The 12,612-nt window shown below is 68.6% G+C and carries 16 protein-coding genes; 9 read left to right on the forward strand and 7 right to left on the reverse strand.

Annotated features, from left to right (window positions below; genetic code table 11):
- Positions 1-96: 96 nt before the first annotated feature.
- Positions 97-558 carry a helix-turn-helix domain-containing protein gene (locus tag H8R02_RS14860; RefSeq protein ID WP_187082221.1) on the reverse strand — a complete coding sequence of 154 codons (462 nt, stop codon included), beginning with the start codon at positions 556-558 and terminating at the stop codon, positions 97-99.
- Positions 559-560: 2 nt separating this feature from the next.
- The gene (locus H8R02_RS14865) at positions 561-947 is read right to left on the reverse strand and encodes a type II toxin-antitoxin system RelE/ParE family toxin (RefSeq protein ID WP_187082222.1); all 387 of its coding nucleotides are present in this window, start codon (positions 945-947) and stop codon (positions 561-563) included.
- Between the two features lie 123 nt (positions 948-1,070).
- On the opposite strand from H8R02_RS14865, the gene H8R02_RS14870 reads away from it, so the two are divergent.
- From H8R02_RS14870 to H8R02_RS14890, 5 genes are all read left to right on the forward strand, one after another.
- On the forward strand, positions 1,071-1,841 hold the full coding sequence (locus tag H8R02_RS14870) for a molybdate ABC transporter substrate-binding protein (RefSeq protein WP_187082223.1): 771 nt from the start codon (positions 1,071-1,073) through the stop codon (positions 1,839-1,841).
- 47 nt (positions 1,842-1,888) lie between these two features.
- A complete protein-coding gene (locus H8R02_RS14875) occupies positions 1,889-2,536 on the forward strand; it encodes a class I SAM-dependent methyltransferase (RefSeq protein ID WP_187082224.1) in 648 nt (215 codons plus the stop codon).
- Between the two features lie 34 nt (positions 2,537-2,570).
- Entirely contained in the window at positions 2,571-3,323 is a 753-nt protein-coding gene (locus tag H8R02_RS14880; RefSeq protein ID WP_187082225.1) for an AzlC family ABC transporter permease, read from the forward strand.
- Complete coding sequence (locus H8R02_RS14885; protein WP_187082226.1) at positions 3,320-3,649, forward strand: AzlD domain-containing protein; 330 nt, start codon at positions 3,320-3,322, stop codon at positions 3,647-3,649. Before H8R02_RS14880 ends, H8R02_RS14885 begins: the two co-directional genes overlap by 4 nt.
- 106 nt (positions 3,650-3,755) lie before the next feature.
- Positions 3,756-4,250 (forward strand): hypothetical protein, encoded by a 495-nt coding sequence (locus H8R02_RS14890; protein ID WP_187082227.1) that lies wholly within the window; start codon positions 3,756-3,758, stop codon positions 4,248-4,250.
- Here H8R02_RS14890 and H8R02_RS14895 read toward each other — a convergent pair.
- Entirely contained in the window at positions 4,243-5,205 is a 963-nt protein-coding gene (locus H8R02_RS14895) for a helix-turn-helix transcriptional regulator (protein ID WP_187082228.1), read from the reverse strand. The two genes, H8R02_RS14890 and H8R02_RS14895, sit on opposite strands and share 8 nt — an antisense overlap.
- Positions 5,206-5,379: 174 nt before the next feature.
- Between H8R02_RS14895 and H8R02_RS14900 the strand changes: the two genes are divergently transcribed.
- The 3 genes from H8R02_RS14900 (at position 5,380) to H8R02_RS14910 (ending at position 7,502) form a co-directional block, all read left to right on the forward strand.
- Entirely contained in the window at positions 5,380-6,771 is a 1,392-nt protein-coding gene (locus tag H8R02_RS14900; protein ID WP_187082229.1) for an amidase, read from the forward strand.
- A 98-nt stretch (positions 6,772-6,869) separates the two neighbouring features.
- Positions 6,870-7,121, forward strand: a complete 252-nt coding sequence (locus H8R02_RS14905; protein ID WP_187082230.1) for an AbrB/MazE/SpoVT family DNA-binding domain-containing protein — start codon at positions 6,870-6,872, stop codon at positions 7,119-7,121.
- Between the two features lie 6 nt (positions 7,122-7,127).
- The gene (locus H8R02_RS14910) at positions 7,128-7,502 is read left to right on the forward strand and encodes a type II toxin-antitoxin system PemK/MazF family toxin (protein ID WP_187082231.1); all 375 of its coding nucleotides are present in this window, start codon (positions 7,128-7,130) and stop codon (positions 7,500-7,502) included.
- Positions 7,503-7,542: 40 nt separating this feature from the next.
- Here H8R02_RS14910 and H8R02_RS14915 read toward each other — a convergent pair whose 3' ends face one another.
- Positions 7,543-8,769 carry an MFS transporter gene (locus H8R02_RS14915; RefSeq protein ID WP_187082232.1) on the reverse strand — a complete coding sequence of 409 codons (1,227 nt, stop codon included), beginning with the start codon at positions 8,767-8,769 and terminating at the stop codon, positions 7,543-7,545.
- A 60-nt stretch (positions 8,770-8,829) separates the two neighbouring features.
- On the opposite strand from H8R02_RS14915, the gene H8R02_RS14920 reads away from it, so the two are divergent.
- Entirely contained in the window at positions 8,830-9,273 is a 444-nt protein-coding gene (locus H8R02_RS14920; protein ID WP_187082233.1) for a VOC family protein, read from the forward strand.
- Positions 9,274-9,279: 6 nt separating this feature from the next.
- On the opposite strand, the gene H8R02_RS14925 is transcribed toward H8R02_RS14920, so the two are convergent.
- From H8R02_RS14925 to H8R02_RS14935, 3 genes are read right to left on the reverse strand one after another with little or no spacing between them, the layout of a single operon-like run.
- Entirely contained in the window at positions 9,280-10,092 is an 813-nt protein-coding gene (locus H8R02_RS14925; RefSeq protein WP_187082234.1) for a M23 family metallopeptidase, read from the reverse strand.
- A 17-nt stretch (positions 10,093-10,109) separates the two neighbouring features.
- Entirely contained in the window at positions 10,110-11,603 is a 1,494-nt protein-coding gene (locus H8R02_RS14930; protein ID WP_354004923.1) for a class I adenylate-forming enzyme family protein, read from the reverse strand.
- Positions 11,600-12,550, reverse strand: a complete 951-nt coding sequence (locus H8R02_RS14935; RefSeq protein WP_187082235.1) for a Bug family tripartite tricarboxylate transporter substrate binding protein — start codon at positions 12,548-12,550, stop codon at positions 11,600-11,602. The genes H8R02_RS14930 and H8R02_RS14935 overlap by 4 nt, the downstream gene beginning before the upstream one ends.
- Positions 12,551-12,612 lie beyond the last annotated feature (62 nt).

Here is a 12,612-nt window from a genome sequence, read left to right on the forward strand (position 1 = left end):
ACTCGGGGCATGTCGCGGTTCCAGGTTGGGTGCAGGCCGACGCGGCCGCAGGGGATGCTCGCGCGGCCGGCGTGGCGGTGGCACCGGGTAAACCCTTCAACCGGCGCCGCGGGGGCCCGTCTTCTTCGCGTTCGATGCCGCGGGGCGATTCGGCCGCTCGCTCCGCCTCGGCAGACCGGCGCGTCCCGGCCGCGCAGGTGCTGCCCGTGGCTTGGTGTCGGCCACAGGCTGGAGCCACGGATGAAAGCTCTCCAGCGGCACCCGCCTGTTCTCCGGAGTTACGAGGGTCACCTCCAGCTTGTAGCCCAGCGCCTCGACATACCGTTGAAGCGTCGACACATAGAGATCGGTACGGCGCTCGATTTGCGAGACGGCATGCTGCGTCACGCCCAGCACCTGGGCAAGCTCGGTCTGGGTCCGCCCTGTCGCCTTGCGCATCGCCGCGAGACTGTCCGCCTCGCGGATCATTTCATCGGCGATGCGGCGCGCCTGGGTCTCGATGCGCTTGCGCCGTCCCGCGGGCAAGGCGCTGATGATTTCTTCGACGTTCCGGCCCATGCTCAACTCCTCTTCTGCAGGCGCTGCAGGTTCTGCTCGTGGCTGTCGAACCTGTCATCCGCCTTTGCGATCAGCCGCTTGTAGAACAGCTTCGACGACGTCCCTTGCTTGGCCGCGGCACACAAGATGACGGCTTGGCGCACCGTATCGAAGGCGAACGCAGCACGCCAGACTTTCGAGCCACCGCAGGCCGTGTATCGAAGTTCCTTCATGTTGGCGTGCCGCGATCCCTTCAACGTATCGACAGCCGGCCTGCCGCACTTGGGCCCGGCAATCATGACGGCCTTCGCTGCGGCGAGAAGCGCGTCCTGTGCGGACTCGTCGAATGCGTCGAACTCGGGATCGAACTCGTCGTGGAACAACACCGGCCAAGGGGTGGCTGCTTCCATGAATTATCAGCTCCGGATGATATCAGCACAAGCTGATCAGGATTTTTCCCGAAGCTACTGACAGGCTAGTGGCAGCAGTTCACGGCTTGACGCGGCAAGCCGGCGGGCGCATCGTCCCTGCCCATGAACCGCAAGTCACTCTCCATCGCAACCCTCGTGCTGGGCCTGCTGGCCTGGCCGCTCGCCGCCTCGGCGCAGCTGAAGGTGATCATCTCCGGAGGCTTCTCCGGGCCCTACGAGCAGCTGTTGCCGGCGTTCGAGCGCAGTACCGGCATCAAGGTCACGACGGGCTCGGGCGCGTCGCAGGGCACGGGGCCGCAGACCATCGCGGCGCAACTGGCGGGCGGCGCGGCTTTCGATGTCGTGATCCTCTCGAGGCCCGGACTGGACGACTTGATCGCCGCCAACCGCATCGCGCCGGGCAGCGGGGTCGACCTCGCGCGCACGCCGCTGGGCGTGGCCGTGCGAGCCGGCGCCGCGAAGCCTGCGGTGCGCACCGTCGAGGACTTCAAGGCGCTCGTGACGAAGGCGAAGCTCGTCGCGATGCCGGGCAGCACCAGCGGCATCTTCCTCACCAAGGAGGTGTTCCCGCGCCTGGGCATCGCCGACAAGGTGAGCGTGCGCATGACACCGCGCGGCAGCGGCGCCACGGACATGGTGGCATCGGGCGAGGCCGACGTCGCCGTGATGCCGGTCAGCGAGATCATGCATGCGAAGGGCGTGGAGATGGTGGGCGTGATCGCCGAGGAGATCCAGTTCCACCAGGTGTTCTCCGGCGCGATCGTGCAGGGTTCGCAGCAGGCCGAAGCCGCGCGCAAGCTGCTGGCCTTCCTTGCCTCCGCGGACGCTGCGGCGGCGATCCGCGCGGGCGGCATGGAGCCGCTCGGTCGTTGACGCGGGCAGCAGTGCACTTCATCGAGCAGCCGGGCACAATCGCCGGCATGTCCGCCGACGACCTCAAGGGCTACTACCGCTCCCGCGCCCCGGAGTACGACCAGGTGTACGCCAAGCCCGAGCGCCAGCAGGACCTGCGGGCCATCGAGGCGTGGCTGCCGACGGTGTTCGCCGGCAAGCGCGTGCTGGAGGTCGCCTGCGGCACGGGGTACTGGACGCAGTTCATCGCGCCCGCGGCGTCCGGGGTCCTTGCCGTGGACTCTTCACCCGAAACCATGCGCATCGCCGCGACGCGGCCCGGCGTGGCGAACGTGCAGTTCGTTGAAGGGGACGCCTATCGTCTGCCGGAGGCGGGGACGCCGTTCGAGGCGGCCTTCGCGGGTTTCTGGATCTCCCATGTGCCCCGGCAGCGGGTCGAAGGGTTCCTGGTCGGCCTGCGCGCGCGGCTCGCCCACGGCGCCACGGTTGTCCTCCTCGACAACCGTTTCGTGCCGGGCAGCAGCACACCGATTGCCGAGACCGATGCCGACGGCAACACGTACCAGCAGCGGCCGCTCGCCGATGGCAGCACGCATCGCGTCCTCAAGAATTTCCCCGCCGAGTCGCAAGTGCGGACGTGGCTCGAGGACGGCGCGGCCGGCGTGACGTGGCACGAGTGGGAGCACTACTGGGCCGTCGAGTACACCGTCGGTTGAGTCCGGCGACAATCCCCCGCATGCAGGGGGAAGCTTGTCACTGAAATCGCGCCTCGCGTCCATTTGGGCGATAGCGCTGGCAACGACGCGCCGGCCGCTGTTCCGCGAGGGCGTGCGCGACGGTGTGCCGATGGCCATCGGCATCGCGGCGTGGGGCGTGGTCGCCGGGGTCGCCATGGCCAAGAGCGACATGGGCGTGCCGCTGGCCATCTTCATGTCGCTGCTGGTCTATGCCGGCTCCGCGCAGATCGCGGCCTTGCCGCTGATCGTGGCCGACGCGCCCATGTGGGTGGTGTGGGCCACGACGCTGTGCGTGAGCCTGCGCTTCATGGCCTTCAGCTTCCATTACAGGCCTTTCTTCCTGCACCTGCCGCGTGGCAAGCGCCTCGCGCTGAGCTACCTGATGGGGGACACGAACTTCGCGCTGTTCTTCCGCCGCTTCCCCGAGTTCGTGCCGGGCGAACGCTACGAGGACTACTTCCTCGGCAGCGCGTTGACCACCTGCGGCATCTGGCAGGTGACCATCATCACGGGCATCGTCGCGGGGCACGGCATCCCCGCCTCCTGGGGCCTCGGCTTCGCGGGCACGATGGCGCTGCTCGCGCTCACGTGCACGCAGTTGCGCGACCCGTCCACCTGGGGCGCCGCCATCGTCGCGGCCTGCGCCGCAGTGGCAGCGTATGCGCTGCCGCTGAAGCTGAACATCGTGGTCGCGATCGCGGCGGCCGTTGCTTTCGGGGCGCTCGCCGACCAGGTGCGCGCGGTGCGCCGCAGGGGCGGGCCATGAGCGGCTGGGAGATTTTCTTCACGTCCCTCGGCATGGCCGCCATCACGCTGGCGTGCCGCGCGTTCTTCGTGCTGCCGAAGCAGGACCTGCCGATGCCGCACTGGCTGCGCGAAGGGCTGCGCTATGCGCCGATCGCGGCGCTGGCGGCCGTCGTCGCGCCGGAGCTGCTGACGACGCAGGGCCACTTCATCGACAGCTGGCGCGACGCGCGGATCTATGGCGCGCTCGCCGGCCTGGCCTTCTACGCCTGGCGCGGCAGCCTGTTCGGCACCATCGTGTGCGGCACGGGCGTGATGCTCGCGCTGCGCTTCGGCCTCGGCTGGTAGCCGTGTCCGGTTTTGAGACCCGGCGTGTCGCTGCGCGAGACGCCATCCCGCGGCGGCCGTCCTAAAACCGTGCACGGCCATGTGGCCGCACACGGAGGAGCAAGCCATGAGAACAGGGTCGAAGACGAGCGTGCTGGCGCTGGGGCTGGCCGCATGCGGGGCGGTGCTGGGCCAGGTCAACCTGCCCAAGGAAGGCAACTACGACTACACGGCGTGCTGGACGGGCACGAGCAGCGAAATCGCCATGGCCGGGGGCGACACCGCCACCTCTTACGAGATGGTCGGCACGCTGGTCAGCAACATCCCCGGCGGCCTCGGCGACCGCACGACGTTCCGCTGCGTCGGCATGAACACGATGATCAAGGGCAAGGCGGGCGGCGGCAACGTGTGCGAAGGCATCGACCCGGACGGCGACAAGCGCGTCAACCGCTTCTTCATCGAGCCCGACGGCAAGGTGGTGCGCGAGATGCTGTACGGCACGGGCAAGTACGAGGGCATGATGATGACGAACAGCGTCGCCATGATCCCGCCGCTGAAGCCGGCCAAGCCCGGCACGTTCCAGGCCTGCAACCGGCAAACCGGCACCTACAAGCTCAAGTGACGTGCCCGCACCGCCACTCGGTGGCGGTGACGCCGGTGACCGCGCGGAAGCACCGGTAGAAGGTGGGCAGCGCGTCGAAGCCGCAGGCCAGCGCGATGTCCGTGACGGCCCGCGCGGGCTCGCGCGCGAGCATCGCCTGCGCGCGGGCGACCCGCATGCGCCGGATCTCGTGCGCGACGGTCGTGCCTTCGCGCTCGAAGACGCGGTGCAGCTGGCGCGCCGAAACGCCGATGTGCCGCGCCACCCAGTCGGGCGAGAGGCCCGGGTTGGCCAGGGCGCTTTCGATGTACGCCCGCGCCGATGCGACGCGCGCGGCGTGCAGCGCGGCGCCGTCGTCGTGTTGCGGCGCGGCGGTGTCGCCCAGCGCCGCGGCCAGCAGCAGGTCCAGCGCCTGCAGGGCGGCGTCCAACCCTGCGGGCGGCAGCGCCGCGTGGTGCTTGCCGAGCGACGTGATGTAGTCGGCTGCCAGCCGCGACATCGGCGAGTCCTCGGGCATCGGCTGGAAGCCGGCGCGGCGGATGCGCTCGCCGCTGAGCGGCAGGCGGTCGCTCGCGATGCGGAGCGTGCGGAACTTCCAGTCGCGGCCCGGCGCAGCCGCCGCCGTGTACGGGGCGGCCTGCGAGGCGAGCACGATGCTGCCGGCGCGCGTGAGGTAGTGGTCGCCGCGTTCGTTGCGGAACGAGCTGCCGCCCTGTTCGATGCCGTACAGCAGCAGGTGGTCCGTTGTCGCCGCTGCCGCGCGTGCCGGCGTGCGCCGCACGATGCTCCACGAAGTGGCCACGTCGACGACGCTCACCGCCTCGCCGCGCTGCACGCGGACATCCGCGTGCACCTCAGCCGGCGGCGTGCCGTCCAGGTCGGCCTCCAGGTTGAAGAGTTCGAATGCCGCATCGCGCACAAGTGCGGCGCGGCGAGGCCCCCGCAGCCCCTCCGTCGAGATGCGCATGGTTTCCATGCGGACGCTCCGTCTGTTGTTGCTGTTGTCGTCTTCTCGTCGTGCAGGGTGCCGCCCGCAAAGCGGCGGTGTCAATCACGCAAGTGCATGACGCGTTTCTTGCTGCCGGCGCGATGCAGGTTTGCACCGGACGGCCGGCATCCGACAGAATGGGCCGGCAACGAGGAGGCCACCATGCAGCAACCCTGGCGTGAATCCGCGCAACGTCTGGCGCGGCTGATCAAGTCTCGCGAGATCAGTTCCGCGGAAGTCGTCGAGGCGCACCTTGCGCGCATCGACGAGGTCAACCCGCGACTGAACGCCATCGTGAAAGTGCTCGCCGAGCCCGCGCGCGCCGCCGCGCGTGCCGCCGACGAGGCGGTGGCGCGCGGCGACGCGCTGGGGCCGCTGCACGGCGTGCCGTTCACCGCCAAGGAAAACGTCGACGTTGCCGGGCTGCCGACCACGTGGGGCGTGAAGGCGCTGGCCCAGGCCGTCGCATCGATGGACGCGCCCGTGGTCGAGCGCATGAAGAGAGCCGGCGCAGTCCTCATCGGCCGCACCAACCTGCCCGACATGGGCCTGCGCCTGTTCACCGAGAGTTCGCTGTACGGCGTCACGCGCAACCCGTGGTCGCCCGAGAGGACCGCCGGCGGCTCCAGCGGTGGCGAGGCTGCTTCGATCGCGACGGGCATGTCGCCGCTGGGTCTGGGCAACGACCTGGGCGGCTCGCTGCGCAACCCGGCCAACTGCTGCGGCATCGCGTCGATCAAGCCCAGCGCGGGGCGCGTGCCGCATGCCGCGTTGATCCCCGCGCCGGACCGCCTGATGTTCGTGCAGATGATGGCCGTGGAAGGGCCGATGGCGCGAACCGTGGGCGATGTGCGCATCGCGCTGCAGGCGCTCATGGGCGCGCACCCGCGCGACCCGCTGTCGGTGTCCGTACCCTTCGAGGGCGAGCCCGTTGCGAAGCCGCTGCGGGTCGCCTTCATGCCGCGGCCGCCGGGAGCGCCTTGCGACGATGCGGTGGTGAATGCGGCGCGCCGCGCGGCCGATGCCTTGTCGAACGCCGGCTACGAAGTCGTCGAGGTGGCGCCGCCGTGCTTCGAGGAGACGTTGCAGTTGTGGGCTGCGGTGCTGGGGCCCGACCTCGGTGTGTTGTGGCCGAAGATGTCGCAGCTGGTCGGCCCGGTGGTCAAGTCGATGATGCAGGCGTTCGTCGAGCACGCCGGCGGCCCCGATGCGATTGCGCGCCTGCCGATGGTGTTCGCGCGGCGCGATGCCGTCGCGCGCGAGTGGTCGCAGTTCATGGCGACGCATCCGCTACTGCTGACGCCCACGTGGAACCTGCTGCCGCCGAAGCACGGCGGCGACCTGCCGCCTGCGCAGCTCGCACCATCGGTCCTCCCCGCGAACCTTCTCGGCCTGCCCTCCGCTTGCGTCCCTGCATCGCGCGACGACGCGACCGGGCTGCCTGTCGGTGTGCTGCTCACCGGCGCGCGTTTCCGGGAAGACTTGTGCCTTGCTGCCGCGGAAGTGGTGGAGGCAAGCGCCGGCGTCGTCACGCCCACCGACCCGCACAATTGATTGGGGTCAGATTCCAATTTCTTGTCTCGCACGAGCAGTGCCTGATTGCGCGATATCAGCGATGTTGATACACTGTTGATACGCGCAGAGGTATGGCGATGGCAGAAGTGTTCGAAGGCACGGTGCAGAAGTGGGGCAATGGCCTTGCCATCCGCCTCACGCGGCGCGTGGCCCGAGCAAGCGGGATCGAGGAGGGAACCAACGTGGTGATCAAGGCGGATATGGGTGTGTTGGTTGTGGAAACGAAACGGCGTCCAATGACGCTCGAGGAGCGCCTTGCGCACTTCGACCCCAAGCGTCACGGCGGGGAAGCCATGGCGCTGCGGCCCGTCGGCAAGGAAGTGCTTTAGGAGCCGGTGTTGGCGAGGGCTACGTCCGCATGGGCGCCTGAGCGCGCTGACGTTATCTGGATCCAGCACACGCCTGCGGCGGGGCGTGAAATCCCGGAGCTGCACCCAATGCTCGTTGCGTCCACGCGCGCGTTCAACGAGCGCACTGGAATCCTCATCGGCTTTCCCATGACGCACGCAGAGTTCCACGCGGACAACCCGTTCGCAATCGAGATCCAGGGGCCGAAAGGCAAGGCCTTCGTGCTTGCACACCAGCCGAAGTCGTTCGACTGGCGTGCGCGCGGTGCAAAAAAACATCCGTGGGGCGGTGGGCACCAGCAGCAGCTGGAGGAATCGCTGGAAGTCCTCGCGCAGATTTGCGGGCTGCCTATTCCGGGGTGATCCCGGAGCACGAGTCGGGGTCAGATTCCAATTTCCTCGGTCACGAATCGGGGTCAGATTCCAATTTCCTCGGCCCCGGCAGCACTTTGAATGCGACGGTGCCGGCCACCAGCGACATCGCGATCGCGCCGAGCACCGCGGCATACGTCTCGACACCCATCCCCTTCGCAACACTCGCCACACCGCCGGTGAACCACTGCATCACGGCCACGCCAAGGAACATCGCCATCGTGAAGACGGCCATGGCGCGCCCCGTCAAGTGCGGCGGGTACGCAGACCGCACGTCCGCGTACTGCAAAGTGCCGAACCCCGAGACCATCGCGATGACGAGCGCGAGCACCACGTCGAGCGCGGCGCCCGGGTTGAACGCCATCACCGTGAAGCAAGCCGCACTGCCCAGCGCGCAAGCCATGATCCAGCGCCTGCGACGCGCATCGCCGGGGTCGAACCGGCCGAACATCGGCGGGCCGATCATGCCGACGACGGAAATCCCGATCGCCACGTTGCCGGCCGCAACGAGGCTGAAGCCATGCCGCTCGATCAGCATCGGCCCCAGCCATAACCCGCGCAGCGCCATGAACGACGAGTAGGTGGTGAACGCCAGCGCGAAGATGCCCAGCGTGTGCCGCAGCGTGAAGATCTCGCCATAGCCACGCAGCGCACCCATGACGTCGAGGTCGTGATGGCTCTCGGGTGGCGCCTGCTCGCGTACGAAAAAGAAGATCGCGAGCCACGCGGCGACCGCGATCACGGCGAGCGCGACGTAACCCGCACGCCACGACAGGTTCTCGACCATCCACGCGAGCGGCGTGCCGGTGAGGAGCAAGCCGACGGACCCGATGCCCAACGCCGCACCGTTCACGGCGGCAAACCGCTCCGCGCCGAAGCTGCGGGCAACGAACACCGTGCACACGAGAAACGCCGGCGCACAGCCGATGCCCGTGAGCACCTGCCCAGCGATCAGCATCCAGTAGCCCTGCGCCGACGCCGTCACCAGCGCGCCCAGGATCGCGAACGGGAAAGCCACGACGATGGTGCGCCGCGGCCCGTACACGTCGATGCCCATGCCCATGAAGAGCTGCAGCCCCGCGAAGGAGAAGTGGAACGCCGCCGCGAACAGCCCCAGCTGCTGCGGCGTGAGCGCGAAGGCCTGCGAGAGCGCCGGGCCCACGATGGCCGCGGCCGTGCGGAACGCCTGGCTGAGCGCGAAGCCGCTGACCAGCACCAGCAGCATGGTCCAAACGGTGCGGGGGTTGGGTCCTGTCATCCGGCCTGCACTTTGCCACACACGCTGCTCTGGCATTGCCCCCGAGGTAGCATGCCAACCATGCAAGCCCCCGCCACCAACCCGGCGCCCCTGTCGCCCTTCCACCTCGCCTTCCCCGTCCACGACCTCGCGGAAGCCCGCAACTTCTACGGTGGCAAGCTCGGCTGCCCCGAAGGCCGCAGCTCGGACGAGTGGATCGACTTCAATTTCTACGGCCACCAGATCGTGGCGCACCTCGCCCCCGAGGAATGCCGCGCGGTCGGCCGCAGCGCCGTGGACGGCCACGGCGTGCCCGTGCGCCACTTCGGCATCGTGCTGCCCATGGCGGACTGGGAAGCGCTCGCCAAGCGCCTGCAGTCGCTGGGCACGAAGTTCGTGATCGAGCCCTACATCCGCTTCAAGGGCGAGCCCGGCGAGCAGGCCACGATGTTCTTCCTGGACCCGTCCGGCAACGCCCTCGAGGTGAAGGCGTTCCACGACATCACGAAGCTCTTCGCCAAATAAGCCGCGTCACGCAAGGAAGAGCGCCGGGTCGACCATCGTCCGGTTGAGCATCACGCCCCAGTGCAGGTGCGGGCCCGTCACGCGGCCCGTTGCACCGACCTTGCCGAGCACGTCGCCGCGCGCGAGTGCATCGCCCGGTTTGCAATCGATGGCGCTCAAGTGCGCGTAGAGCGTGAGCAGGCCGCCGCCATGGTCCACCCAGACGGCGTTGCCGCTGAAGAAGTAGTCGCCGGTGTCGATCACGCGGCCGGCGAGGGGTGCCTTGATCGGCGTGCCCTTGGGGGCCGCGATGTCCATGCCCGAATGCGGATTGCGTGACTGGCCGTTGAAGACGCGGCGCAGGCCGAAGGAGCTGGAGCGTGGGCCGGGCACAGGCGGCACCATGCCCATGTCCTCGCTGGTTCGCGGCGAGAACGTCGCGATCACTTCCTGCTGGTGCGCACGCTCGCGCTGGTAGCGCGCTTCGTCCTCGGGGGAGAGGTCGACCTGGCCGGGGGCGACGCGCAGCTTCTGCACGAGGTATTGCTTGCGCTTGACGACGTACTCGACGGTGCGTGTGCCGACGGTGATCTCCGCCCGGCCGGGCTTGGCGGAGAGCGGGATTCCGGCGAGGGCGGTCCATGCGGCGGGGGTGCCGGTGACGAGGAGCGGGATGTCTTCGCGCCTGGCAATAGGCCTTTCAGGTGCAGGGCCGAGCGCAATGCGGGCGATGCCGCCGGGGACGTTCGAGGCGAGCGGGCGAGGGGCGGACGGCTTGGCGAATGCAGAGCTGCACGATGCGGCAGCCACTGCATGAAGGATCTGGCGGCGCGAGAACATCGCGCGATGTTAAGGCGTCAGCGCAACTCCAGCAGCTTGCGCTTCAGGATCTTCCCGCTGTTCGTCATCGGAAACTCGCGCACCAGCATCACCTCCGACGGCTGCTTGTAGGGCGCGAGGTGCTCGCGCAGGTGCGCGCGCAGCAGGTCGTTGTCGAGCGTCGCGCCATGCCGCAGCTCCACGAACGCGATGACCTGCTCGTTGCCTTCGCCCTCCGGCTTGCCGACCACGGCGGAGCGCTGGATGGCGGGGAACGCATTGAGCACGGCCTCGACTTCCGCAGGGTACACGTTGAAGCCCGAACGGATGATCATCTCCTTCAGGCGCCCCACCACCGACAGCGCACCATCGGCCGCGAACTCGCCGAGGTCGCCGCTTGCATACCAGCCGCCTTCGCGCATCACCGCAGCCGTGGCCTCCGGGTCGCGGAAGTAGCCCGGCATCAGGCCCACGCCGCGCATCCAGATCTCGCCGCGCTGGCCTGCAGGCAGTTCGCGGCCGGTCGCGGGATCGACCACCTTCGTCTCCGCGCCTTCGACGAGGTAACCCGTGGACGTGTCGTGGCGCCACTCGTTCAACCGTGTCAGGTGCACGGAGCCGGCGTATTCCGAAAGGCCGTAGCCATGGTGCAGCGGCTTGCCGAACGCCGCCTCCACGCGCTTCTTGAGCGCCATGTCGAGCGGCCCCGCGCCCGTGTACACATAGCGCAGCTTCGGCGCCGGCGGATGCTGCACGCCGATCTGCTCCATGTGCGCGAGCAGCCGCGAGAACAGCGTCGGCGGCCCCTGGAACTGCGTCACGCCCTGGTTCGCCAGGTCGTCGAGCGCATCCGCGGGATCGAAGCTCGGCCTCATCAGCAGCGTGCCGCCTGCGTACAGCGACGCAACCAGCACCGTCCCCAGCCCGAAGATGTGCGTCATCGGCAGGTAGGCGTAGGAACGGTCGTCCTCGCCGAGGTTGCGCGAAGCCGCCGAGATGCGCCCGAAGTGCGTCACGCCTTCGTGCGTCATCAACACGCCCTTCGGGGTGCCGCTGGTTCCGGACGTGAAGATGATCGCGGCGACGCGCTCGCCGAGCTCGCCCGTTTCCGCGATTGCATCCTCGCGCACAGGGCTGCGCTGCAGGCCCGGCAGCGCGGAATCGCGTGCCTCGAAGCGATGCGCATGCGCGGCGGCCGCCTTCGAGACGGCCGTGGTGAAGTAGTGCACCCGCGCATCCGCCTTGTGCGCGAACTGCGCCACCTCGCCCGGCGACATGCGCGCGTTCACGCCGCACGACCATGCGCCGACGCGGCTGCAGGCGAGGATGAGCGCCAGGTGCTCAGGGCAGTTCTCCGCGATCACAATCACGCGGTCGCCGGGGCACACGCCGTCGGCCCGCAGTTCGGCTTCGAGCGCGTCGACGAACCGGCCGACGTCGCGATACGTCATCGTGCCTTCCCGCAGGTGCAGGAAGACGCGGTCGGGGCTGCGTTGCAGCCAGCCGTCGAAGAGTTGGTGGATGCGTGTCACTCGACCTTGATGTCCTTGGTGACGGTGCTCCACATCGCGCGCTCTTTCGTCGCGCGTGCGGCCACGGCGTCGGGCGTTCCTTGCCACACCTCGAAGCCCGCGGCTTCCAGCTTGGCCTTGAGCTCCGGGTCCTTCAGCGCATTGGCCGTGGCCTGCGACAGGCGCGAGACAAGTGCAGGCGGCGTCTTCGACGACGCGAACAGCGCGAACCACCCGCCGACTTCATAGTCGGGGATGCCGGACTCCGTCATCGTCGGCACGTTCGGCAGCGACGAATTGCGCGTGGGCGAAGTCACCGCGATGGCGCGCACCTTGTCGCCGGCGATGTAGCTGCGCGCCGTGCTGATGATGTCGAACATCATCGTGAGCTGGCCGCCGATCACGTCCGTCATCGCAGGCGCGTTGCCCTTGTACGGCACGTGCAGCATCTTCGTGCCGGTGCGCGCGGCGAGCAGCTCGCCGCTGAGGTGGTTGGATCCGCCGACGCCGGCCGAGCCGTACGACACCTTGCCCGGGTTGGCCTTGGCGTAGTCGATGAGGTCCTTGAGCGACTTGAAGGGCAGGTCCTTGTTGATGACCAGCACGTTGTAGTAGCTCACCAGCGGCGCGACGGGCACGATGTCCTTCGCGACGTCGAAGGGCAGCTTCTGCAGGTTGGGGCTGATCGTCACTGGCGGGCTGGCGGCGAACCACAGCGTCGCGCCGTCGGGCGTGGACTTCGCGACCAGGTCGCCGGCCGTGGTGCCGTTGGCGCCGGGCTTGTTCTCCACGATCACGTTCGTGCCGAGTTCCTTCGCGAGGAAGGGTGCGACCATGCGCGCGCCCTGGTCCACCGGGCCGCCTGCGGCGTAGCCGACGATGAGGCGTACGGTGGGTGGTACCTGGGCGTGTGCTGCTGCTGCCGCGACGAGGGCCGCGGCGGCGAGAACTTTCCTGGCGATGCTCATGAGCTGTCTCCTGCTGCTTGTTGTCGTCCCCGCGGAGGCGGGGACCCAAGGCTTTCCTCAAC

The organism is Ramlibacter albus, from assembly GCF_014297445.1.
Classification (GTDB): Bacteria; Pseudomonadota; Gammaproteobacteria; order Burkholderiales; family Burkholderiaceae_C; genus Ramlibacter; species Ramlibacter albus.

Excerpts from the sequence above, each read along its gene's own strand:
- H8R02_RS14925 (WP_187082234.1), bottom strand. The coding sequence starts at position 10,092 with ATGTTCTCGCGCCGCCAGATCCTTCATGCAGTGGCTGCCGCATCGTGC.
- H8R02_RS14920 (WP_187082233.1), top strand. The coding sequence starts at position 8,830 with ATGCAAGCCCCCGCCACCAACCCGGCGCCCCTGTCGCCCTTCCACCTC.
- H8R02_RS14865 (WP_187082222.1), bottom strand. The coding sequence starts at position 947 with ATGGAAGCAGCCACCCCTTGGCCGGTGTTGTTCCACGACGAGTTCGAT.
- H8R02_RS14915 (WP_187082232.1), bottom strand. The coding sequence starts at position 8,769 with ATGACAGGACCCAACCCCCGCACCGTTTGGACCATGCTGCTGGTGCTG.
- H8R02_RS14860 (WP_187082221.1), bottom strand. The coding sequence starts at position 558 with ATGGGCCGGAACGTCGAAGAAATCATCAGCGCCTTGCCCGCGGGACGG.
- H8R02_RS14900 (WP_187082229.1), top strand. The coding sequence starts at position 5,380 with ATGCAGCAACCCTGGCGTGAATCCGCGCAACGTCTGGCGCGGCTGATC.
- H8R02_RS14885 (WP_187082226.1), top strand. The coding sequence starts at position 3,320 with ATGAGCGGCTGGGAGATTTTCTTCACGTCCCTCGGCATGGCCGCCATC.
- H8R02_RS14935 (WP_187082235.1), bottom strand. The coding sequence starts at position 12,550 with ATGAGCATCGCCAGGAAAGTTCTCGCCGCCGCGGCCCTCGTCGCGGCA.
- H8R02_RS14870 (WP_187082223.1), top strand. The coding sequence starts at position 1,071 with ATGAACCGCAAGTCACTCTCCATCGCAACCCTCGTGCTGGGCCTGCTG.
- H8R02_RS14895 (WP_187082228.1), bottom strand. The coding sequence starts at position 5,205 with ATGGAAACCATGCGCATCTCGACGGAGGGGCTGCGGGGGCCTCGCCGC.
- H8R02_RS14905 (WP_187082230.1), top strand. The coding sequence starts at position 6,870 with ATGGCAGAAGTGTTCGAAGGCACGGTGCAGAAGTGGGGCAATGGCCTT.
- H8R02_RS14890 (WP_187082227.1), top strand. The coding sequence starts at position 3,756 with ATGAGAACAGGGTCGAAGACGAGCGTGCTGGCGCTGGGGCTGGCCGCA.
- H8R02_RS14875 (WP_187082224.1), top strand. The coding sequence starts at position 1,889 with ATGTCCGCCGACGACCTCAAGGGCTACTACCGCTCCCGCGCCCCGGAG.